Annotated in this window: 16 protein-coding genes and 1 tRNA gene; 12 read left to right on the top strand and 5 right to left on the bottom strand. The window is 69.1% G+C overall.

Annotated features, from left to right (window positions below):
- The first annotated feature begins 112 nt into the window (after positions 1–112).
- Complete coding sequence (locus GQ466_RS18270) at positions 113–502, top strand: hypothetical protein (protein ID WP_161104171.1); 390 nt, start codon at positions 113–115, stop codon at positions 500–502.
- A gap of 37 nt (positions 503–539) precedes the next feature.
- Here the strand turns inward: GQ466_RS18270 and GQ466_RS32860 are convergent, their stop codons facing one another.
- From GQ466_RS32860 to GQ466_RS18255, 3 genes are all read right to left on the bottom strand, one after another.
- Positions 540–4,184, bottom strand: a complete 3,645-nt coding sequence (locus GQ466_RS32860; protein WP_202420721.1) for a transglycosylase domain-containing protein — start codon at positions 4,182–4,184, stop codon at positions 540–542.
- A 209-nt stretch (positions 4,185–4,393) separates the two neighbouring features.
- On the bottom strand, positions 4,394–5,527 hold the full coding sequence (locus GQ466_RS18260; RefSeq protein WP_161104170.1) for an FKBP-type peptidyl-prolyl cis-trans isomerase: 1,134 nt from the start codon (positions 5,525–5,527) through the stop codon (positions 4,394–4,396).
- 463 nt (positions 5,528–5,990) lie between these two features.
- Positions 5,991–6,401: a hypothetical protein gene (locus tag GQ466_RS18255; protein WP_161104169.1), complete on the bottom strand. Its 411-nt coding sequence runs from the start codon at positions 6,399–6,401 to the stop codon at positions 5,991–5,993.
- Between the two features lie 349 nt (positions 6,402–6,750).
- Here GQ466_RS18255 and GQ466_RS18250 point away from each other — a divergent pair, with 349 nt between their 5' ends.
- The gene (locus GQ466_RS18250) at positions 6,751–7,626 is read left to right on the top strand and encodes a helix-turn-helix domain-containing protein (protein ID WP_161104168.1); all 876 of its coding nucleotides are present in this window, start codon (positions 6,751–6,753) and stop codon (positions 7,624–7,626) included.
- A 93-nt stretch (positions 7,627–7,719) separates the two neighbouring features.
- Here GQ466_RS18250 and GQ466_RS18245 read toward each other — a convergent pair whose 3' ends face one another.
- On the bottom strand, positions 7,720–7,959 hold the full coding sequence (locus GQ466_RS18245) for a DUF397 domain-containing protein (protein ID WP_161104167.1): 240 nt from the start codon (positions 7,957–7,959) through the stop codon (positions 7,720–7,722).
- A gap of 17 nt (positions 7,960–7,976) precedes the next feature.
- On the opposite strand from GQ466_RS18245, the gene GQ466_RS18240 reads away from it, so the two are divergent.
- The 6 genes from GQ466_RS18240 (at position 7,977) to GQ466_RS18215 (ending at position 17,461) form a co-directional block, all read left to right on the top strand.
- Positions 7,977–9,332 carry an AfsR/SARP family transcriptional regulator gene (locus GQ466_RS18240; RefSeq protein WP_161104166.1) on the top strand — a complete coding sequence of 452 codons (1,356 nt, stop codon included), beginning with the start codon at positions 7,977–7,979 and terminating at the stop codon, positions 9,330–9,332.
- A 2-nt stretch (positions 9,333–9,334) separates the two neighbouring features.
- Positions 9,335–10,444 (top strand): protein kinase family protein, encoded by a 1,110-nt coding sequence (locus tag GQ466_RS18235; RefSeq protein WP_161104165.1) that lies wholly within the window; start codon positions 9,335–9,337, stop codon positions 10,442–10,444.
- Positions 10,395–13,355: a DEAD/DEAH box helicase gene (locus tag GQ466_RS18230; RefSeq protein ID WP_161104164.1), complete on the top strand. Its 2,961-nt coding sequence runs from the start codon at positions 10,395–10,397 to the stop codon at positions 13,353–13,355. The genes GQ466_RS18235 and GQ466_RS18230 overlap by 50 nt, the downstream gene beginning before the upstream one ends.
- A 3-nt stretch (positions 13,356–13,358) precedes the next feature.
- Positions 13,359–14,579, top strand: coding sequence for a hypothetical protein (locus GQ466_RS18225; RefSeq protein WP_161104163.1), 1,221 nt, complete (start codon positions 13,359–13,361; stop codon positions 14,577–14,579).
- A gap of 394 nt (positions 14,580–14,973) precedes the next feature.
- On the top strand, positions 14,974–16,023 hold the full coding sequence (locus GQ466_RS18220) for a glucose 1-dehydrogenase (protein WP_161104162.1): 1,050 nt from the start codon (positions 14,974–14,976) through the stop codon (positions 16,021–16,023).
- A 22-nt stretch (positions 16,024–16,045) separates the two neighbouring features.
- The gene (locus GQ466_RS18215; protein WP_337193530.1) at positions 16,046–17,461 is read left to right on the top strand and encodes a sugar porter family MFS transporter; all 1,416 of its coding nucleotides are present in this window, start codon (positions 16,046–16,048) and stop codon (positions 17,459–17,461) included.
- 876 nt (positions 17,462–18,337) lie between these two features.
- Here GQ466_RS18215 and GQ466_RS18210 read toward each other — a convergent pair.
- Positions 18,338–18,411 (bottom strand) — tRNA-Arg (locus GQ466_RS18210).
- Positions 18,412–18,527: 116 nt separating this feature from the next.
- On the opposite strand from GQ466_RS18210, the gene GQ466_RS18205 reads away from it, so the two are divergent.
- The 4 genes from GQ466_RS18205 to GQ466_RS18190 all read left to right on the top strand — a co-directional run bounded on the left by GQ466_RS18205 (position 18,528) and on the right by GQ466_RS18190 (position 22,408).
- Positions 18,528–19,319 (top strand): aminoglycoside phosphotransferase family protein, encoded by a 792-nt coding sequence (locus GQ466_RS18205; RefSeq protein ID WP_337193529.1) that lies wholly within the window; start codon positions 18,528–18,530, stop codon positions 19,317–19,319.
- Positions 19,303–20,217, top strand: a complete 915-nt coding sequence (locus GQ466_RS18200) for a cobalamin biosynthesis protein (protein ID WP_161104161.1) — start codon at positions 19,303–19,305, stop codon at positions 20,215–20,217. Before GQ466_RS18205 ends, GQ466_RS18200 begins: the two co-directional genes overlap by 17 nt.
- Positions 20,214–21,716, top strand: a complete 1,503-nt coding sequence (locus GQ466_RS18195; RefSeq protein WP_161104160.1) for a cobyric acid synthase — start codon at positions 20,214–20,216, stop codon at positions 21,714–21,716. Before GQ466_RS18200 ends, GQ466_RS18195 begins: the two co-directional genes overlap by 4 nt.
- Positions 21,717–21,793: 77 nt before the next feature.
- Positions 21,794–22,408, top strand: a complete 615-nt coding sequence (locus tag GQ466_RS18190) for a DUF1444 family protein (RefSeq protein WP_161104159.1) — start codon at positions 21,794–21,796, stop codon at positions 22,406–22,408.
- Position 22,409 lies beyond the last annotated feature (1 nt).

Below are 22,409 nucleotides of genomic sequence, written 5' to 3'. Positions count from 1 at the left end.
CCCCGACAGGGTAGGGTCCGCGCGCCGCCGGAGCCACCGGCTCCCTGAACGTCGGCGTGATTCCCGTCCCGTCGAGGCAACCGATTCGGCTGGTGTGCGTCAGTATGAGCGGATGCTGACGGGGATCGAGCGGGAGGGCGCCATGCGCCGGGTGTTGTCGGGGAGCGGCGTGCTGCTGGCCGCGTTGGGCCTCACGGCGGGGTGCGGGGGCAACTCGGCCGCCGTCTGCTCGGACGCCAAGGCCGCGTACGCGGCCTACATCACGCAGGTGCGGACCGTCCCGGCGGGCCAGCCCGCCCAGTGGAAGGCGCCGACGGACCAGCTCGCCGCGAAACTCGGCGCGCTCGCGGGCAAGGCGGACGACGGCAAGCTCCGCACGGCGCTGAACGCCGAGGCCGGACGGCTGCGCGCCGCGTCCACGACCGTCGCGTCCGGGGACATGGCGCAGCTCAACACCGCGCTCGCCCAGACGCCGCGCGGCCTCGGCAAGGCCTGCGACTGAGCGGCGCGCGCCCGGGGACGCGCGCCGCCGTCGCCGCCTAGCCGCCGAACTCGTTCGGGTTCGGCCCGCCGTCGCCGCCCCCGCCACCGCCGCCATGGCCGGGGCCGCCGCCGTTCCCGGGACCGCCGCCGTTCCCGCCGCCGGGCGTGCCGCCGCCCCCGTCGCCGGGCGGGGTGACCGGCACCGTCGGCCGCGTCGGCGGCGCGGTCGGGACGTGCGGACGCGTCGGGCCCGGGTCCTGCGGACGGTTCGTGCGCGGGTTGGCGGGCAGCCCCTGCGCCGGGTTCCCGCCGTTGTAGCCGCCGGTGCGGGTGGACGGCTCCCCGAAGTCCTCCGGGTCGTAGCCCTTGATGTTGACGGCCTGGCGCATGTACGCGCTCCAGATCTGCGCGGGGAGCTGCCCGCCGTACGACCCGTAGCCGGGGATGACGAGCGGCTTCCCGTCCGACCGGAACATCGCCACCGTCGTCGCCATCTGCGGGATGTAGCCGTTGAACCAGATGGCCGCGCCCGCGTCGGTCGTGCCCGTCTTGCCCGCGACGTCCCGGTCCGGGAGCTGCGCGGCCGTGCCCGTGCCGCCGAGGACGACCTGCCGCATCGCGTACGTCGCGTCCCGGGCGACCTGCGTGCTGAACGCGCGGGTGCCCTTCTCGGTGAACGTCCGCGACCGGCCGTCGTTGTCCCGGACGGCCTTCACGACGTACGGCGTCCGGTGCTCGCCCTCGGCCGCGAACGTCGCGTACACGCCGGCCTGCTGCACCGGGTGCTCGGAGATCACGCCGAGCGGGAACACCGCCGACGCGCGCTGCGCCGCGCTCATCTGGTCGGCAGGGACGCCCATCTTCTCGGCCATCTTCGCGATCTTCTCGTTGCCGATGTCGCGGCCGAGGTTCACGTACGCCGTGTTGATCGAGTGCTCCGTGGCGGTCACGAGGTTGACCATGCCGAAGTTCTCGTTGCTGTCGTTGTGGATCGGCGTGCCGTTGAAGTACTGCGGCGAGCTGCCGTCATAGGACGTCGTGAGCGACTTGCCGTCGTCCAGCGCGGCGGCCAGCGCGATCGGCTTGAAGCCCGAGCCGACCTGGCCCCAGTCGCCGAACGCGCTGCTCAGCGGCTCGTCCAGGTAGTTGCGTCCGCCGTAGAACGCGACGACCTGGCCGGTCTTCGGGTCCACCGAGACGACGGCCGTCCGGATCTTCCGGTTCATCCCGGACGGGAGGTTCGCCGTCACCGTCTGCCGGAGCTGGTCCATCAGCCGCTTGTCGAACGTCGTCGTGATCTTCAGCCCGGCGCGGTTGATCTCGTCCTCGCTGTAGCCCCGGCGCTCCATCAGCTCCTTCTTGGCCACATTGACCATGTAGCCCTTCTGGCCCTTGAGGACGTCGGTGATCCGCTGCTTCTGCGGCGCCGGGAACTGCAGGGACGCCGCCTGGTTCGCGTCCAGCGCCTTGTCCCGGACCATGTTGGCGATGACCGCGCGCCAGCGCTGCTCGGCGTAGGCGCGGTTCTGGCCCGTCGGGTCGGCGAAGTTGCTCGGCTGCTGGATCGCGGCGGCCAGGTAGGCGGACTCGGCCGGGGTCAGGTCCTTGACGTCCTTGCCGTAGTACGCGTGCGCCGCCGCCTGGACGCCGTACGCGTCCCGGCCGAAGAAGATCGTGTTGAGGTACTGCTCCAGGATCCAGTCCTTGGGCTTCTCCCGGCCGACCTTCAGCGCGACCATGATCTCTTTGAGCTTGCGGGTGACGGACCGTTCCTTGCCGATGCCGCCGTAGTAGTTGCGGACCATCTGCTGCGTGATCGTCGACCCGCCCTGGAGCTGCTCGCCGGTCGCGGTGGACCAGAACGCCCGGATCGTCCCGGACGGCGAAACGCCCGGGTCGGTGTAGAAGCTCCGGTTCTCGGCGGCGATGACCGCGTCCCGCATGCTCTTGGGGATCTGGTCCATCGTGACGGCCTCGCGGTTGACGCCCGTCTTCGCGATGACCGTCTTGCCGTCGGAGTAGTAGAAGGTCGGCCCCTGCGCGATCGCCGCCTCCTGCGGGGACGGGACGGGCGTCAGCATGTACGCCACCACGAACCCGCCGACGACGAGCACGATGAGGCCGAGCAGCGTCAACGCGGCACGCCGGGCGTACCGGACGCGCTTGCTGCGCCGCTTCTTCCCCTTGCCCGCACCACCCTCCGGCGGCCCGTCACCCCCATCACCGCCGTCGCCGCTGTCGGGCGGCAGGATCGTCGGCGGCGCGCCCTCGGCGTTCACCCCGGCCGTAGCGTCGTCCGCGAGATCGTCGTCGGTGACGACACGATCGACGCGCGTAGCGCCCGTCGGCGCAACGACCGCCTCCGCCCGCGTAGCGTCAGCAGACGCCTCCGCCTCCTCAGGCACAACACCCTCAACACGCGTCGCGTCGGCGAGCGCCTCCGCCTTCTCGGGCACGACGCCCTCAACGCGCGTTGCATCACCGGGCGCGCTCTGGTCGGGCACGACGCTCTCGGCGCGCGTCGCGTCGGCGGGCGCCTCCATCTCGTCGGGCACAACGGCGTCACCGCGCGTGGCGTTGCCGGGCGCCTCTGCGGGCACGACACCCGCGACGCCGCCCGACGCCTCTTCGCGTGCGACGGCGCCGGGCGCCTCCGCCTTCTCGGTGCCCTCGGACGCCTCCGGCTCGTCCTCGACGACGGCTTCCGCCCGCGTGGCGTCAGCGGGCGCATCCTCCGGCTCGTCCGCCTCAGCGGGCGCCGCGTCGGCGATCCCGCCTGCCTCGGGCGTAGCCGCGATGGGAGCCGTATCCTCCGGGTCACCCGCGACGATGGCCTCCGCGCGCGTCGCGTCGGCGGGCTCGTCCGGCTCGTCCGGGTCGATGGTCGCGCTTTCGGCGGGCGCGTCCTCCGAGTCGTCCGCGTCGAACGTCGCGCTTTCGGCGGGCACACCCGCGATGGGGGCCGTGTCCTCCGGGTCATCCGTAACGTCGGCTTCCGCCCGCGTCGTGTTGGCGGGCACGTCCTCCGGCTCGTCCGCCTCGGCGGACGCCGCGTCGGTCGCGCTTTCGTCGGTCGCAGCCGGGTCGGGCGCGTCTTGCGGCTCGTCCGCGACGATGCCCTTCGCCCGTGTCGCGTCGGCGGGCGCGACTTGCGGCTCGTCCGGGTCGGTGGTCGCGCTTTCGGCGGGCACAGCCGCGATGGGCGCCGTGTCGTCCGGCTCGCTCGTGGCGGCTTCCGCTTGCGTCGCGTCGGCGGGCGCGTCCGGCTCGTCGGGCGCGACGGCCTCGGCGCGCGTTGCGTCCTGCGGTTCGTCCGCGTCGGCGGGCGTCGTGTCGCCCGTCGCGTTCTCGTCGGCGGGCGCCGTCTCGGCGGTCGTTCCCTTGTCGGGCGTGACGGCCTCGGCGCGCGTCGGGGAGGCGGGCGTCTCTTCCTCGGCGGGCTCGTCCGCGTCGGCGCGCGTCGGCTCGGCGGGGGCCGTGTCGTCCTCGTCCGGCTCGTCGGCGACGGCGGCTTTCGGGCGCTTTGCGGCGTCCGGGTCGCCGGGGTCGGTCTGCGGCTCGGGGGCGGCGGTGTCCGCGTCGTCCGGCGGGGCGACGGGCTCGTCCGCCGGCGGCGCGGCCGGGTCCTCCTCGACGCCGTCGGCACCGTCCGGCCGCCCGGCGGGCACTGCGCCCTCCGGGCTCTTACCGCTGTCGCTCACAAGCCCCCCGTGATTGTTCCGTTACCGACGATACCCGAGGGGACCGACGCTCCAGGCCGGTCCATTGCTCTCTCCCGGGACTCCCTAGAAGGGACGGACGGGGACGCGCGCGGGTTGACTCCCGGCCCGTCCCGGGACCGTCCAACGCGGGACGGCGGGACACCCGCCTCCGGGGCCCCGCCGTCCGATGTGTTGCTAAATGTCCACTATCAGTTGGGAACGGTGCCCAGAATGTCCACCACGAAGACGAGCGTGTCCGTCCCCTTGATCCCGGCCTGCGGGTTCCCGTTCTTGCCGTACCCCTCGCTCGGCGGCAGGACGAGCAGCACGCGGCTCCCGACCTTCTGACCGCTGAGCCCCTTGTCGAAGCCCGGCACGGTCGCCTTCACGCCGATCGGGAACAGCGCGGGGACGCCGTTGGTGAAGCTGGAGTCGAACACCTTGCCGTCCCGCCAGAGCTGCCCCTGGTACTGGACGACCGCGTTGTCGTTCTTCGCGAGCGCCTTCCCGGTGCCCTGGACGATCGTCTTGACCTGGAGCTTGGACGGCGCGTCCGCCTTCGGGATCGTCACCTTGGGCGCTTCGCCCGGCTTGCCCGCCGCGACGGACGGCAGGTTCTTGTCCTTCTGCTCCTGCGCCGTCCCGGACGGCCCCATGCCCTTCGGGTACACGCCGAGGATGTCCACGACGAAGACGATCGAGTCGGTCGCCGAGATCCCCATCTGCTCGCCCTGCGCCCCGAAGCCCTTGCTCGGCGGGATCTCCAGGACGACGCGGCTGCCCGCCGTCTGGCCGACGAGCCCCTCGTCCACGCCCTTCACACCGGTCTTGCCGATGACGAGCGGACGGATCTGCTGCGCCGTCGCGGAGAACGAGCTGTCGATCTCCTTGCTGGTGCTCTTCTTCTTGGCGTCGTCGCCGGAGCCCTTGGTCCACTGGTAGAAGGTGTAGCGCCCGTACACGGCCGAGCCGCTCGCGACCTTCGTCCCGCTGCCCTTGATCGGCGTGCTGGTCGACAGCTTCTTCGCCGGCTCAAGCCCCGCGGGGATCTTCACCGCGGGCTTCTTGCCGAACGCGCCGGTGACCTTGATCTCCGGCCCCGGCCGGGTGACGAGGTAGGTGACGCCGCCCGCCACGACGAGGACGACGACCACGGCCGCCAGGATCCCGAGCCGCTTCCGCTTCCGCGCCTGCGCCGCCGTCAGCCCGGACGGCCGGGGACCGCCGCCCTTGCGCCCCGCGCTGATGCCGTGCGGCGTGAACTCGGGGCTGCGGATGTTCTTGGCGTTCGGGAGCTTGGCCTTGACCGCCGGCTCGCCCCGGGGCTTGCCATCCTCAGACATGTTTCCTCACTCGCTCCGGGATCGACGACACCACACCGGTCACACCCTGCCACCGCCCACCTAAGAGGGCCGTGAAAACCGGGCAAAGAAGACCGGCTCGCAATCTACCGGTCCGGCGGCCTCGCTCTCGACGGGCCGCGAAGCCCGCCACGATACCCGCCCCCGGCTCCCTACTGCTGTCCGCCCACGAACCACTCACCGATCGGGACGTACTCAGACATCCCAACCGCCAGCATCGCCCGCGAGACTCGAACCCGGAGCAGCGCCCGCCGGACTTCCGGCGCGCCTCGGCCTACCCGCAGTCGCTCGAACGGCTCATGGTCCGCCGGATCGTGACAGGCGCGTACGGCCCTCGACCGTGAGCACGGGGGGCGCACGCCGCGAACACTGCCCATACGGGTCGCTCTGGAAGGAGGGGTGAACCTTCGGGGAGGGCGGGTGGCATGCCGCAGACGTAGACGACCTAACCGCAGGTCAGGACAATGACCTCGGCGGCGGCATCCTCCAGCGCGCGCGAAAGGCCCCGGCGGCTCGGTGTGATGACCGTCGTGCGGTAGGAGGAGGCGAACGGCGCGAAGATTCGGTCGCGTGAAGCGATGAAGAAGTCGGTGTACCCCGTGCTGGCGAGGAACTCGCCGCGGTCGAGGAGAACGCGGTCGGCGCTGTCGGGAGCCGGGCGGACGAGTTCGAAGGGCGGCAGGCTGCGGGCGGCCAGAAGGGCGACATGCGGGATGAAGGCCCACTGCCCGCCGACGACGAATGTGTGCTGGACCGGTCCGGCGGTGTCGAGGATCGCTTCGATGCGCTTGGCGGCGCGCGCGTCGTCTACGCGCCGGCTGCGCTCGTACAGCATGTTCTCAAGATCGATCAGCAACGCCCGTCGTGCAGTGGTGGTGCGAGCATCACCTCCCGCCCCCGAGTCCTGTCCCGCCGGGGATCGCGAGCGGTGGCGGGGTGATGCTGGTGCAGAGGGGGCACGGCTGGACAACACGTGATTCAGCATGCGAATCATGATGAATCAAGATCCCGGGGCCCTTCAACCGGTTTGGTAGACCTGTCCGTAAGCCGTCCGACGTCCGACTTTCATCGGATCGGTTGCTGCTCCCGTGAGAAGGTGGTTAGGTGTGCGTTGCTGTGAATCGTTGTGACTCAATGCGGGTCGAGGTGGCCGGTTCGGTCGACTCCGGCCCGCAAGTCGACCTGGCGGGCGAGGTGAGGCGGGCGTGACCGGCTCGGCCGAAGGGCCCAAGGAACGCCGGAGACTCGCCGCCGAACTGCGCGCGCTGCGCGCTCAGGCCGGACTTTCCGGCCGTGAGCTGGCGTCGGGCATCGACCGTGTCAGCCAGTCCAAGGTGTCGAGGATCGAAGCCGGCACCGCGATGCCGACGCTCGCCCAGATCGAGCGCTGGGCGGAGCTCACTGGAGCGACGCCGGAGAAGACGCGGAACTTGCTCATGCTGGCCGAGCGCGCCTTCAACGAGATCCACGCTTGGGGAACGTTGCTGAAAGACCGGCCGCACCAGCAGGACGAGATCGGGAAACGAGAGGGCGGAGCACGGATGGTGCGCACGTTCGAGCCCCTGATCGTGCCGGGCCTGCTCCAGACGGCGGAGTACGCCCGGCAGGTGTTCGACCTGTCGCCGCTGGCCACGGTCAGGGAGGGCGTTCCGGCCGCTGTTTCCGCGCGGATGGACCGCCAGCTCGCGCTCTACGATCCGGGCCAGAGGTTCGAGTTCCTCATCACCGAGGCCTCACTGCGCTGGTGTCCTGGGCAGGAAGGACGAGGGCTGCTTCCCGCCCAGCTGGACCGTGTTCATTCGCTGAGCACGTTGCGGAACGTGTCCATCGGGGTCATTCGAGACGGCGCACCAGCTCTGACCTATGCCGCTCACGGGTTCGTGATCTACGAAGGCCGCGATGCCGACGACGTATGCGTCGGCGTCGAGGCCGTGCACGCGGGAATGGCGCTTCATGATCCGGACGTGATCGAGATGTACGAGAGAACGTGGACGGCGTTGAAGCGGACGGCCCTCTTCGGCGACGAGGCGCGCCAGATCGTCATCGAGCACTTGTCGGCCTTCCGTGTGCCCGCGGAGTGATCCGGTGTACGCGTCCCGCGGCGAGCCGCGACCGGAACCCGGAGGGGGGACGCCCCGGCACGGACGCGGCGTCCCCCGGGCCCGCCGGGCGCGTCAGTTCTGCGTGAACATGCTCCCGGCAAGCCCCAGCATCGCCTCGCGCATCAGCGCGGAGAGCGCCGCCCGTCCGCCGCGCGCGAGCCGGATCACCGGTCCGTCGGGGTCCTTGGAGTCGCGCACGCAGACGACGGCGCCGTCCAGAGCGAGTTCGACGCATTGGCCGTGGGGGCCGCTGTACGTGCTCTTACGCCACTCGAGCGAACCGTGGATCCGACCTTCTTCCGTCCTGGCCATATCTGACGACCTTTCTGTTGGGCGGCGACCTTCCGCCGTCGGTAAAGAAAGGCTCGAACACCGATCTGGTATGGAACTGGTCGCGTCCTGGCGTGCCTGGCGATGTTCTGGTGGGGGCTCTGAAAACGCAGGTCGCGATGGGGTGGCAGTCAGTGGAATTTAGCTTCCTCGGGCCGTTGGAGGTCACCGTTGACGCCGCCCGGCTGCCCCTCGGCGGTGAGAAGGTTCGTCTGACGCTGGCCGTCTTGCTGGAGGCGGAGGGACGGTCGGTCGCGCTGGAGAAACTGAGCGGGATTCTCGCGGACAGAAGGTCGAGCAGTCGCGCGGTCCGCGACCCGCAGGGGGCGGTCCACTCGTGTGTGAGCGACCTGAGAGGAATTCTGCGGCAGGGCGGTCTCGATGCGGACGCGCTGATTCCCAAACGCGAGCCGGGTTACCGCCTGGTGGTCGCCCGTGACAACGTCGATCTACACCGTTTCCGTGAGCGTGCGCGGGAGGTGCGCCGACTCGCCGCCCGGAATCGTGCGGAGGACGATCCGAGGATCGTCCATGTCGCGCGTGCGGCGCTCGGACAGTGGGATCGCGGCGGTGCCGGCCCTCGTGGTGAGCCTCTGGCGGACCTGACGGGCCGATGGGCGACCGAATGCCGGAACAACCTGCGTCGGGAGCACCGCGAAATCACGGTCCGGTGCCTGGAGGCCGAACTGCGCTTGGGAGCGGGCGCCCGCCTCGTCGCCGAGCTGGAAGCACTGCACCGGGAATGGCCGTTCGAGGAAGCGATCGTCGGGATGTTGATGCTCGCCCACGACCGGGCGGGCCATCGGCTCCAGGCGCTCAGGGTCTACGAGGGATTCGAGCGGCGCGTCGGCGCGAAGTTCGGCACGGGCCCGAGTCCGGAGACCAAGAACCTGTTCCGGCGGATCGTCGAAGAGGACGCCACGCTCCACCCGCCCGTCCGTACCGCAAGGAAAGGAACCGCCATGCCGCCGCATCGGAACCCGGCACTCGCCCAGCGGATGGCCGATGCTCTCGCGCCTGTCCTGCCCGTTCTCACCGGCGCCGGAGACCCGGACCCGGAGGCGCGGCTGAACGGTGCCTCGTTCGACATCGCGAAAGACCTCTGGGTGCTCATCAACAGACGTTCCGCGGTCTCCCTCCTCCCCGAGGCGACGCGTGAACGACCGGACCGCGCCGTCCTGCGCGCCCAGCTGGAGGAAGTTCTCGCCGCTGATGATTTCATGTCGGCCGAGGCATCCCGCGTTCTCGACGAAACGAACGTCAGGGGGATGAACGGGCAGATCATCGTGTCCGGAAACTACTTCCACCAAGGAGACGTGATCAACGGAACCTCGATCAAGAACTACGGGTCCTGAGCATGAACGATCCCCGAGACCGTGCGCCGAGCGACGCCCTTCACGTGGCGATCAACGGCGATCTCGTCAACGGTGACCAGTTCAAGAACTATTATGGCCCGCGGGTGATCATCCCCGCCGGAACGCCGGAAACGGTTCCGGTGGGCTGGTCCGGCGGCGCCGACGTCCGGGTCGGCGCGCACGTCTACCTTCTTTGCGATCCCTTCCTGAGAACGTCCTCCTCACCAGACCATTCAGTGTTGTACCGCGAGGCCCTCGCGCTGCGCGTCGCACGTGGCCCGGGCGGGCGACGCGCACGGCCGCGCGGACGCGGTTCCGAGGCGGCGCCAGATCACCGGTACGCATGGCTGCGGCAGGTGCGTGTGCGTGAGGAGACCGCTGCCGCCCGCGCGGAACTGAAAACCCTAGCCGTGGAACGCGAGTATCTGACCCGGCTGAGCGGACAGATCGCCGGGCTCCCGCGCGTGCTGCACATGGAAACCGAACCGGACGGACGAACTGCGACCCTCGCGGTCGCCTGGCCGTCCTCGCGCAAGTCCCAGGAGCCGTTCCCGGCCCTGGAAACGTTGCTCGAGCCGGGCGGCGCGGCAATGGACCCGTTCCGTATGTTCGACCTCTTCCGAGGGCTGGCGCACCTTTGCGACACCCTCGCCGCGCTGCACACGCACGGAGTGGCCCATCGCCGCCTGACCCCGTCCGGGATCATCATGTGCGACGGCGGCCGGGTGAAGCTCAGGGACCTCGGCCTCGCGGCCCGCGAACCTCGCGCGGGCGAGGGTCCGCCCGACGGTCAGGCCCCCGAACAGCGGCACGGCCGCGGCGCCCGTCCGGGGCCGAAAACCGACGTTTACCAGGTCGCCGCCCTCACCCACCACCTGCTCACGGGCCGCCCCCCGGCGGTCCGTGCTCCCCTGCCCCTCCGCAGGCAGGCCCCCGACGTTCCGGATCGGATCAGTCATGTCCTGGACGCCGCACTGGCGTCCGACCCGGACGCCCGTCCGGACGCCGCCGTGCTCGGCGCGGCGTTCCGGGCCGCCCGTGCCGACCTCTCCCGAGGAAACGATGACGTTTCGCCTGGTGACCCTCCCCGGATCCATCAACCTCGTCCCTAGCGAGAAGCTGAACTCCAAGGTCGACCGGCTTGCCCGGGAGAATCCGCACCTGCAACTGCCCGTGGACCTGCGGCGGCTGGAAAGCGACCTCAACGCCAGGGCCGACGGTGTGGCCGTGACATTCAGCGAGCCCTGGCAGGGCGGGGACTGGAGCCTGCTGCTCCACCTCACGACCTATACCGTCCGTCTCTTCCTGACGAAGAAGTACCAAGACGCCTACACGATCGCATCGATCAGCCCGATGCGGATGCACGACCACGAGAGGCTCGCGCGAGGATGCCTGCTGGTCCGCCCGTCCAGATGGCGGGTGAACTTCGACGTGCGGACCATCCCTAGGCCCTCCGACTCGTACTGGTCCTCGTTGGTGGACGCGTGGGACGGCCTCGGAAGCGAACTGGCGACACGGCAGGGCGGTTCCGCGTTGACTTCCGCGCAGTCCGGTTTCCTCGACACGCTCGAACAGACGGTCGACGCCAGCCAGCGGATCGACGCCGAGACGGCACGGTCGATGGCGGCGTTCCCCTATCGCGCGGTCACCGCGACCGGCGAGCAGCGCGACGGTGCCCAGTCGGCGTACCGGTTCCGGCTCGTGGGCGGTGAGAAGCCGGAGCGCGAGACCTTCGTCCAGGTCCGTGGGGACCCCGGGCTGCGGGGCCGGGTGGTGCGGAACGAGGGCGACGCGGTCACGGTGCGCTTCGACGGACCGGTCGACTGGGACCGGCTCGCACGTTTTCCGCAGGGCGTGCTGGAGGCGACGCCCAGCAGCGTGGTCTTTGACAAGCAGCGCGAAGCCATCGCCCTGCTCCGGGCGGGGCAGTCCCGCAACATGGGTTTGCTTCCGGCCGTGGTGGAGCACAGGGTCGGCAGGATCCCGCCGACGCCGGCCCGAGCGACCGAAGACCTGGACCCCGATCAGCAGGAGGCCTTCCGCAGAGGTCTGGCCACCCCGGACCTGCTGGTGGTACTCGGCCCGCCTGGCACCGGCAAGACGCGTGTCATCGCACAGATCGCCCACGCCGCGAGCCTGGACCGGCAGGAGCGGGTCCTGGTCACCTCCCGCACCAATCGGGCGGTCGACAACGTGCTCACCCGCCTGCCCGGGAACCTGGAGGTCGTCCGCGTCGGGCACACGGGCGTCACGGCCGACGGGAAGCCCTACCTGCTGGAACGGCGGGCCGCCGAACTGCGCGAGCGGGTGCTGAACGAGTCGAAGCGATCGATGGACGCGTACCGCGACGTCGAAACCGCCGGAAAGTGGACCGACGAGCTGCACGATCGGCTCGACGCGCTCGCGGCGGCACGGGCCGGGACGGAGCAGGCCCGGGCCCGGCACGATGCGGCCCGTCGTGCCGTGGGCGGCCCGATACAAGTCAGAGTGGACGAACTCACGGCCCGGCGAGATAAGAAAGTGCAGGTCCTCGACCGTCATCGGCGGCGCACCGAACGCAGAGCGCGTCGACTGCTGTGGGCGCGTGCGGAGAGGGCACCCGTCCTCAGCGTGCTTGTCGGGCTGCTGGCGCTGCTGTGGACCAGGCGGCAGGCAGCGGGCAAGGCACGTGCCGACCGGCTGAACGAGGAACTGTTCCGGATTCGTGACGCGCTGACCGAGGCGGTGGAAGAACTTGAGGCCGTCACGCGCGACGCTCCGTCCGTCCGAGCGGCCCACCGGGATCTCGATACCGCGGCGCGGCTCTACCACACCCGCGTGCTCGCCGCCGTGCAGGCGGCCCGCCATGCCCGCCTGGCGCTCGGCTCTGCGGCCGTCGTGCCGCCCGTGCGCGAGGACGCGCCGCCGGACGTCGTGGAAGCGGACCTCGGCTCTCTGCTCGGCTGGCTGCGAGCGGCCCTGCCGGTGATCAGCGCTCGCGCGGCGCTGCTCGGCGAGTGGCACGCCGACATCGAAGGCGCGACCGATCAGCTCTATCCCGAACTGATCCGCTACGCCGATGTGATCGCCGCCACCTGCACCGGCACGGCGTCGCGTCCCGAGATCGCCGACGTCTCCTTCGACCTGGCGATCGTGGACGAGGCCGGGCAGATCGGGGTCGCCGACGCGCTGGTGCCGCTGGTGCGCGCGAAGCGAGGCGTCTTGGTGGGAGACGCTCAGCAGCTTCCGCCGTTCCTCGACTCCGAGGTCGAGGCGTGGGGCAGATCGGTCGGTGACCCGCTCGTCCGCGACCTGCTGGCCAAAAGCGCGCTCGAGCGGCTCGTCGACGGACTGCCGTCCGGCCACGTGGTGCAACTGACCCGGCAGCGCCGGATGCCTGCGGTGATCGCCGATTTCGTCTCCGATGCCTTCTACCAAGGGAGGTTGCGGACGGACGTGACGCGTGTCCACCGAGACCAGATCTTCGCCGGCCCGTTGGCTTTCGTCGATACCGCGCGGCTCCCGGACCGCGAACGCGGCGAACGGCAGGGCCGGGCCCGCGAGCGCTGGGGACAGACCGGCTACGTCAACCCGGCGGAGGCCGACCTGCTGGTCGAGCTCGCCGTCCACTACCACCGCCGCGGCACGGAGTGGGCGGTGATCGTGCCCTACAAGGCACAGGTCAGAATGATCACCGCCGCCCTGGCCGCCCGGATCGGCGACGCGACGCTGCTGGGGCTGAACGTCGGGACGGTCGACTCCTTCCAAGGCGACGAACGTTCGGTGATCCTCTACGGATTCACTCGCGCCAACGGCCACGGCGACGTCGGATTCCTCAAGGAACTACGCCGGGCCAACGTCGCTTTCACCCGCGTCCAGCGCCAGCTCGTCCTCGTCGGCGACCTGCCCACGCTGACCGCGGCCCGGGATCACGGCTTCGCCGAGCTGGCCCGGTCGCTGCGCGACCACGTGGTCCGCAACGGCGAGTTGCGCCAGTACCGCGAGGTGCACGACCTGGTCAGGAAGCTCAATGAGCAGGAGTGAGTCATGCCCGCCAAAAGGCTGATCCCTTATCCGGAGCAGCGCGCCCTCGAAGACGCGGCGTACGCGCGGGGGGCAACGCCTACGCGCATCATCCCGCTGCTTCTGCCCGTCTGGAGCGTGGAGGTCGAGGCGACCATCACTGACGGCCAGCCGTATGACCTGATCGACCGCTACCTGGAACGGGGGATCGCCGAGGGCGGCCTGGACAACGCGGCCGATCTGGCCCGCTTCTTCTCGCTGGACGAAACCCTCGTCGACCGGGCGCTCAGGGTCCTGGTGAAGCTCGGCCACGTCACCATTGCGTCGGACGGCCGCGTCACGCTCACCGACATCGGGCACAGGTCCGTCCGCGACCGGGTGCGTTACACGGTCGAGCGGCACGACCGCCGCAGGCTTTACTTCGACGCGTTCGCCTCGCGGCCGCTGACGCGGCCGTATTACGACCCGTCGACTGTCATGCTCCTCTCGTTGAAGGAGGCCCTCGACCAGGCGAAGCGTCGCGACGGACCGAAGTTCTCCGTTCTTTCCGGCGAGCGCCCGTTTCGGATGGCCGCTCTCGCCGAACTCGCCGGCCTGGCCGAACGCGACCGGTTCAATCTGCCGGAGCGCGTCGACATGCCGGTACTCGCCGGCGAGCCCGAAACCGTGTACCTGCCGATCTTCGCCGTACGGGCGGTCGAACCCGGCGGCCGGACCCGCTGTTTCGCCTACACCCGGGCGGGCGACACGGCCGATGACGACGTCACGGCGATATGTGAAGGCAGTCGCGAGGTCGTTGTCGTCTTGGAGAACGAAGAAGCGGATGCGCGCGGTGGCCGGGACGAGAGGAAGACTCAGGAATATCTGCGTAATCGCGGCCTCGCCGACCTGCGTCCGATCCGGCTCGATGACGGAACGCTCCGCGTGACTTTCCCGGCCCGGTGCTTCCAGGCGAACGGCGCCCGAGGTCAGGTACCGCTGAGCAAACTCGGATCGTTCGTCGTTCTGGGCAACGACTTCTTTCACGTCTGGTGCGCCGATGAACGGGTCCGTCGCGATGCCCTCCTCAAACGGGTGGACTCCTACCTCACCGCGCGCCTGCGAGCCGGACGGGATGATGTCGCCCACCACGCTGGGCGGATCGGGCGTCAGCTCGGCCTCGGCGAGATCAGTCTGCCCGAACTTCGCGCGCTTGCCGCCACGTCCGGAAACCAGGACCTCGTAGCACATCTGGATCGGTTGTGAACGGCGGACTACACGTTCGGAGACGTACCGGCAGCCTGAACACGCGGCAGGATTGAGTCCGCAAGCGTTGGTTCAGTAGAATTCAGCCTTCTCCCGCCCGTACTTCTATCTGCAGCATCACGTAGCCGATTGGTGCTCGGTCGACGAGGTCGTCCGCGTAATGGACGCGTTGCCATGGCGCAAGTTTTCCGGTGCCCCTCATGTGGGTCGCTGGGCCCAGTGGTTTCAGAGGGTGCGGTGCACCACCTCACAACGCACTCAGCCCGGTGTCGGTAGAACCTCATTTCACCGAATGTCCAAGGTTGGTCCGTGATCGGTCAACGGGGCGTGTGGTGCGGCGGGCCGCAGGGCAGCACTGTCCAGAGCGTGCGTCGGCGGCGAGGAGACGACACAGATGAAGGCGCTGACCGTGGTCCCCGGACGTCCCGACCTGGTCCGGGTGGAGGAACGGCCCGATCCCGTCCCCGGCCCGGGCGACCTGCTGGTGGAGGGACGGCTGCTCGGCATCTGCGGCACGGACAACGACATCGTCGAAAGCGACGGCTACGGCTGGACGCCACCGGGCAGCGACCGGCTGATCATCGGACACGAGTCGCTGGGCACGGTCATCTCAGCAGACCCCACCAGCGGATTCGCGGAAGGCGACCTAGTCGTCGGCGTCGTGCGCCGCCCCGACCCGGTGCCCTGCATCCCGTGCGCCCACGACGAGGCGGACTTCTGCCGCAACGGCGGCTACACCGAACGCGGCATCAAAGAGCTGGACGGCTTCGGCGCCCAACTATGGCTCACCGAAGATCGCTACGCCGTCAAGCTGAACCCAGCACTCGGGGACAATGGCGTCCTGCTAGAACCTGCCACGGTAATCGCCAAGGCGTGGGAGCAGACCGACCGGTTCCTCACACGCTCCTCATGGCGCCCCGAGGTCGCCCTCGTGACCGGCGCAGGCACGATCGGACTCTTCGCAGCCCTGATGGCAGTCCAGCGCGGCCTGGAGGTCCACGTCGTGGACAACAAGGAGAGCCCGGCGAAGCGCACGCTGGTCCAAGACCTGGGCGGAACGTTCCATACCACGGACGTGCGCGACATCGGCATCCGCCCCGACGTCGTCATCGAGTGCACCGGACACGGCCCGCTGCTCTTCCAGCTCACCGAGATAGTCGCCCCGGACGCGGTGATCTGCCTGACCGGCATCTCATCAGGGCAACGAAAGGTCCCCGTCCCCGCAGACGCGATCAACAAGGGCCTCGTCCTGGACAACACGGTCATCTTCGGCTCAGTCAACGCTGCACGCCGCAATTTCCAGCAGGCAGCCGACGCACTGGCCAAGGCCGACGCCGGCTGGCTTGACCGCCTGATCACCCGACGCGTCCCGATGAATGCATTCGCGGACGGCCTGAACCGCAAGCCCGACGACATCAAGGTCGTCGTAGACCTGCGGTCGTAACGTCCGCGTACCCGAGGAGGACGTGACATTGCAGGGCTACTCCAGCGCACCGATCGATGGGGGAGTACTAGCCGCGATCACGGGCCGAGGCCGCCGCAAGATCTGGCGGCACGCCGTACTGATCGCGGTAGGCGGCTTCCTGTTCGGCTTCGACACCGGCGTAATCTCCGGCGCACTCCTCTACATCAGGACAGACTTCCACCTGAACTCGTTCCAGCAAGGCAGCGTCGTAAGCGTGCTGGTCCTAGGCGCGATGGCAGGCGCACTAGCATCCGGACGACTAGCCGACCGCATAGGACGCCGCTGGATCTTCTGCCTGGAAGGAGCCGTCTTCCTAGTAGGCACGGCCATCGCAGTCCTGTCGACGGGTTACGGAATGTTGCTAGCGGCGCGCCTAGTCCTCGGCCTGGCGGTAGGAGCAGCATCGGCAACCGTCCCGCCATACCTCTCGGAGATCGCACCAAAAGAGATCCGAGGCCGTCTCCTCACCCTCAACCAGATGCTCATCACGATCGGAATCCTGATCGCCTACCTCGTCAACCTGGCCTTCGCCGGCGGCGGCAACTGGCGCGCAATGATCGCAATAGGCGCAATACCCGCCCTGGTCATGGTCATCTCCGCGCTCTGGGTGCTGCCCGAGTCACCCGAATGGCTGCTCTCCCACAACCGCCGCAAACAAGCGCACGCAGTGATAGCCGGCGTCAGCGACGACGCCACCGCGAACCGGCTGATCGAACACCGCGACGAGCAGCGCGCACAAAACCCGTCCGAAACAGGCTGGCGCTCCCTGCTGACGCCCCACGTCCGCCCCGCCCTGATCGTCGGCCTGGTCCTAGCCGCCGCACAACAGCTCAGCGGCGTCAACACGATCATCTACTACGCCCCAACGATCATCGAGAAGACCGGCCTGACCGCATCGAACTCGATCGTCTACTCAATCGCGATCGGCGTCATCAACCTAGCGATGACCATCCTGGCGATCCGCCTGATCGACCGCCTGGGCCGCAGAGAACTCCTGCTCGTCTCGTTCGCGGTAATGACCGTCATGATGACCCTGCTGGGCCTGGCCTTCATCGCAGACTGGCCGTCCGTCCTAACACTCCTAGCCATGGTCCTCTACATCGCCGGCTACGCAGGCGGCGTAGGCCCAGTCTTCTGGACCCTCATAGGCGAGATCTTCCCCCCGTCATCCCGCGCAACAGGCTCAGCCGCCTGCACAGCCACGAACTGGGCAGCCAACTTCGCCGTAAGCCTGGTCTTCCTCCCCATAGCCAACGCCATCGGCCAAGGCGAAACCTTCTGGATCTTCGCAGCAATCGCCGCTCTAGGCCTCCTGTTCACCACCCGTTTCGTCCCCGAAACCAAAGACCGAGACTTCCCCGAACTAGACCGCGACCTACAATCCCGCTTTGCCGCCCACCCCCACGCCACCGCGTAAGCGCATGGCTGCTCCCCAGCCCAGAGCAAGCCGTCCTGCGGGTCGGACCTGTGCGGATGCGATTGCGAACGCGTCCATGGTTTGAAAGTTCTGTCTGCGCAACCGCGCTAGCAGTGTTCGGGCTTGGCCAAAACCCAGCTGCCTGGTCTTTAATCGCGCCCGGTGGGAGCCGAACTTCTAGCCATTGGGTTAGAGAACCTTCGTCTCCTAGCCCGATTCGCCAATTCTCCACTACTTGCGGCAGCGGCTCGCGATGCGCAAGCTGCTGTGCCAGGTCTGTGGGAAGCCTTGCCGGGAGGACGCGGTCTGGGTGCTTTCGGCGCGGGAGTATCAGGATGCCGAAGGTCCCTGGCCCGCGCCCGTTCTGACCGCTCAGCCTCCGCTGTGCCCCGGGTGCGTCGAACGCTCGGTGCGGTTGTGCCCGCATCTGAGGGGCGGGCATGTCGTCCTGCGGGCGAGTCGCTTCACGCCTGCGGCTGTGTCCGGCATGCTCTACCGGCTCACGCCCACTGGGCTGGAGCAGGTTGAGCGCACCACGATCGAGTACGGCGATCCTTGGACTCCTTGGACTCCTTGGATGCGCCCCTCCCAGATGCATATGCGGCTGGAGGAGTACACCGTCTTGGGCCCTGGTCCGTCGGACTGACCGGCGTGCCGTTGCTGCGCGTTGGCCGCGTGAAGATCGCCACGTTGCCAGAGGGGCCGGAACCGTCCGGGGTCTCGTTGGTTTGTGGGCTCGACCTGCGCGGATGCGGGCGGGATCATTCCGCGTGTACTCCGTGAAGCGGGCGTTCCGGCTGTCGGAGGCGGTGTCCGGCTGCGCGCCCGGGTGAGGTGTTCGGGCTGGTCAGGGGGCAACTTACGGGGATCTTAGAGCGCGCCCGGCAGGATTCGAACCCGCGACCGTCGGTTTAGAAGACCGGTGCTCTATCCAGCTGAGCTACGGGCGCTTCGGTGTCCAAGTGGGCACCGGGTCACAGTGTAGGGCCGGGCGTGGCCGGGCTCCACACTGGTTTTGCGTGGTCGGTGCGGTCGTTGTTTGGTCTTATCGTCTATCCCTGTGGCGGTGGACGGTGAGGTGCCGCTTTCCGGGGGTGACGTCACGGAAGGCGTGGTGCGGGTCGGGGACACGGTGCGGCGGCCTGTGGGGGCGCATACTGCGGCGGTTCATGGGCTGTTGAGGTTTCTGGAGCGTTCCGGGTTTGATGGGGTGCCTCGGGTGCTCGGGGTTGATGGGCTGGGGCGTGAGGTGTTGGGGTGGGTGGACGGGGATGTTCCGCATCGGCCGTTGCCTGCTTATGCGGTGGACGAGTCTGCGGTTCGGGGGGTTGCCGGGCTGTTGCGGCGGTACCACGATGCCGTTGCTGCGTACCGGCCGCCTGATGATGCTGTCTGGGATGAGCTGGACGCGTCCAACGCGGATGGTCCTCCTGAGCTTGTCGGGCACTGTGATGTGACTCCGGAGAACGTCGTGTTCCGGGACGGGGTGCCGGTGGCGTTGATCGATTTTGATCTTGCTCGGCCCACCACGCGGCTCTATGACGTTGTCACGGCTGCTCGGCACTGGGCGCCGCTTGCTGATCCGGCTGATCGTGACGCCGTTCTCTATGACGTTGATGCTGGGCGGCGGCTTCGGCTGTTCTGTGATGCCTATGGGCTTGGGCGGGACGATCGGCGAGGTGTGTTGCCGCTGGCCAGGGCTCGGTTCGAGCGGTCTTATGCGGCTATGCGGCGGCGTGCGGAGCGGCTTGGCGGTGGGTGGGCGCGCATGTGGGACGGCGGTGCCGGGGAGCGCATCCGGCGTGCTCAGGACTGGCTCGACCTCCACTGGGAGGATCTTGATGCGCATCTCGTCTAGGGCCGCCGGGTTGCTGGTGGGCGTCGCGCTTGACGCCGCGTTCGGTGATCCCCGGAGGGGGCATCCGGTCGCCGCCTTCGGGCGTGCTGCGAAAGCTCTGGAAGACAGGCTTTATGCGGATCGGAAGCTCAACGGGGTCATCTATACGGCGACGCTCGTTGGAGGGGCGGCAGCCGCCGGGTACGCGGTCGAGCGCAGGGCACACGGCGGCACGGCTGAGGCCGCCGTCACGGCGCTGGCTACCTGGGCAGTGCTGGGCGGTACGTCGCTCGCCCGCGAAGGGCGGGTCATGGCCGGATATCTGGAGCGTGACGATATTGAGGCGGCGCGGAACAGGCTCGGGCATCTCTGTGCGCGCGATCCGAGTCATCTGGACGAAGGCGGGCTCGCCCGGGCCACCGTCGAGTCCATCGCCGAGAACACGTCCGACGCGGCCATCGCCCCGCTCGTGTGGGGCGCGGTGGCGGGCGTCCCGGGGCTGCTCGCCTATCGCGCCGCCAACACGCTCGACGCGATGGTCGGGTATCGCAATGAGCGGTACGAGCAGTTTGGCTGGGCGTCTGCGCGGCTGGACGACGTCCTGAACTGGGTCCCCGCACGGGTCACCGCCGCGATTACCGTCGCCTGCGCCCCGCGTGCCTGGCGCGTCCTCCGCAGGGACGGGGGCAAGCACCCCAGTCCCAACGCCGGACGGTGCGAAGCCGCGTTCGCGGGCGCCCTCGGCGTCAGGCTCGGCGGCGCGAACGTCTACCACGGACGGAAAGAGCAGCGGCCCGAATTGGGTGACGGCAGGCCGCCGGAGACGAGCGACATCCGGCGTGCGACCAGGCTGTCGGCGATTGTCACGGCCGTCGCGGCGCTGGCCGCCGCGCTGGCGGCGAACGGGAGCGGTAGATGAGCGGTGCCATCCTTATAGCCGGGACGACCTCGGACGCCGGCAAGAGCGTCGTCACCGCGGGCATCTGCCGCTGGCTGGCCCGGCAGGGCGTCAGCGTGGCGCCGTTCAAGGCGCAGAACATGTCGCTGAACTCGATGGTCACGGCGGACGGCGCCGAGATCGGACGCGCCCAGTACATGCAGGCCCAGGCCGCCGGCACGGAACCACGAGCGATCATGAACCCGGTCCTGCTCAAGCCGGGCAGCGACCGCCGCAGCCAGGTCGTCGTGAAGGGCCGTCCGGTCGCGGAGGTGGACGCGCTGCAGTACGGCGCGTTCAAGGACGAGCTGCGGACGATCGTCAACGACAGCCTGGCCGAACTCCGCGCGCAGTACGACGTCGTCGTCTGCGAAGGCGCCGGCAGCCCGGCCGAGATCAATCTCCGGGCGGGCGACCTGGTGAACATGGGCCTGGCCCGTGCGGCGGACATCCCGGTCATCGTGGTCGGCGACATCGACCGGGGCGGCGTGTTCGCCTCCCTTTACGGGACGGTCGCGCTGCTCGAACCCGAGGATCAGGCGCTCATCGCGGGCTTCGTCATCAACAAATTCCGCGGCGCGCGCGAACTCCTCGAACCGGGACTGGATCAGCTCAAGAAACTCACCGGACGACCCACGCTCGGCGTCCTCCCGTGGCAACTCGGCCTCTATCTGGACTCTGAGGACACCCTCGCCCTGGAGGCCCCCCGCCCAGACGCCCAAGCTCCGCACGGCGAGGAAACGTTGAGAGTCGCGGTCGTCAGATTCCCGCGCATTTCCAACTTCACCGATTTGGACGCGCTCCTCTGCGAACCGGGCGTCGCCGTCCGATACGCGGCGAGCCCCGGCGACCTGGCCGACGCCGACCTGGTCGTCCTCCCCGGCAGCCGCGCGACCGTCCAGGACCTCGCCTGGCTGCGCGAGAGAGGAATGGCGGACGAAATAGAAAAGCGCGCCAAGCAGAACCGCCCCGTCCTCGGCATCTGCGGCGGCTACCAGATGCTCGCCAGGACGATCCGCGACGACGTCGAGTCCAAGCAAGGCCAGGTCAGCGGCCTCAACCTGCTCCCGGCGGACGTCACCTTCCACCAGCACAAAACCCTGGCCCGCCCGAAAGGCGAGGCATACGGCCACGAGGTGGAGGCCTACGAGATCCACCACGGAATCGTCAGACACCAGGGCGAACCGTTCCTCGACGGCTGCCGAAGCGGCGCGGTCTGGGGGACGACCTGGCACGGCGCGCTGGAGAACGACGCTTTCCGCCGCGCCTTCCTCGAAGACGTGGCGAAAACGGCGAACCGGAAGTTCGTCCCGGCCCCCGACGTCTCCTTCCGCGCGCTCAGAGAAAAGACGCTCGACAAACTGGGCGACCTCATAGCAGACCACCTCGACACGACGGCGCTGAGAAGCCTCATCGAGGAAGGCGCGCCGAAGGGACTGAAGATCGTCCCGCCCGGCGGACCGGTCACGGAAACCCGATAGAACATCACCCACGGTAACGGCCGCATCCCGGTATCGTGATCCACTTGATAAACGCCGTCCCCGGGAGGAGCAACCTCGTGACCGAGCGGACCGATCTCGTCGTCCCGTTGCCGAAGGCGCGGGTCCCGGCCGAGGTCCAGTTGGAGTTCCCGCTGCCGCCGGGCGAGGAGCCCGTCCGGGACGACCTCGCGGGCGACCTCTACGTCACCTACGCCTTCGAGCTGCCCGACGAGAGCGCCGGCCGCAGACGCTACGAGCACGTCGCGCGAAGGCACTGCGACGAGATGGGCATCGCGCCGAAGGACCTGTGGCGGCTCGCGACCATCAACCTCCGCAACCGGCGCCGGGAGCTGTCGCTCGACTGGTACCCCGACGCGAGAGCCGTCACGGTGACGCTCGGCGGCGCCGGGCTGGAGGCCGCGCTGCTGCTGGACGACGGGTTCCTCGAAAAGCTCGCCCAGGACGTCGAGGGCGACCTCGTCGTGGCGGTCCCGGCGCGGGACGTGTTCGTCGCGTCCGGCACCGGCCATCCCGACGGCGTCGAGAAGCTGCGCTGGGCCGTCGGGCAGGTCTGGTCGGACGGACGCAGCGAGGACGACGCCGCCCCCGGCCGCGACGTCCCGGTCGGGACGCTGCTGGTCCGCGATCTGCTCGTCCGGCGCGGCACCGGTTGGGAATTGCTGGCAGGCTGAA

Origin of the sequence: Actinomadura rayongensis (assembly GCF_009831215.1) — a bacterium.
In the GTDB taxonomy this organism is placed as follows: domain Bacteria; phylum Actinomycetota; class Actinomycetes; order Streptosporangiales; family Streptosporangiaceae; genus Spirillospora; species Spirillospora rayongensis.
This window is presented reverse-complemented; position numbering and strand designations above follow the sequence as displayed.

Coding starts and splice junctions, on each gene's coding strand:
- GQ466_RS18270 (WP_161104171.1), top strand. CDS start 113: ATGCTGACGGGGATCGAGCGGGAGGGCGCCATGCGCCGGGTGTTGTCG.
- GQ466_RS18260 (WP_161104170.1), bottom strand. CDS start 5,527: ATGTCTGAGGATGGCAAGCCCCGGGGCGAGCCGGCGGTCAAGGCCAAG.
- GQ466_RS18245 (WP_161104167.1), bottom strand. CDS start 7,959: ATGGCCAGGACGGAAGAAGGTCGGATCCACGGTTCGCTCGAGTGGCGT.
- GQ466_RS18235 (WP_161104165.1), top strand. CDS start 9,335: ATGAACGATCCCCGAGACCGTGCGCCGAGCGACGCCCTTCACGTGGCG.
- GQ466_RS18230 (WP_161104164.1), top strand. CDS start 10,395: ATGACGTTTCGCCTGGTGACCCTCCCCGGATCCATCAACCTCGTCCCT.
- GQ466_RS18225 (WP_161104163.1), top strand. CDS start 13,359: ATGCCCGCCAAAAGGCTGATCCCTTATCCGGAGCAGCGCGCCCTCGAA.
- GQ466_RS18220 (WP_161104162.1), top strand. CDS start 14,974: ATGAAGGCGCTGACCGTGGTCCCCGGACGTCCCGACCTGGTCCGGGTG.
- GQ466_RS18200 (WP_161104161.1), top strand. CDS start 19,303: ATGCGCATCTCGTCTAGGGCCGCCGGGTTGCTGGTGGGCGTCGCGCTT.
- GQ466_RS18195 (WP_161104160.1), top strand. CDS start 20,214: ATGAGCGGTGCCATCCTTATAGCCGGGACGACCTCGGACGCCGGCAAG.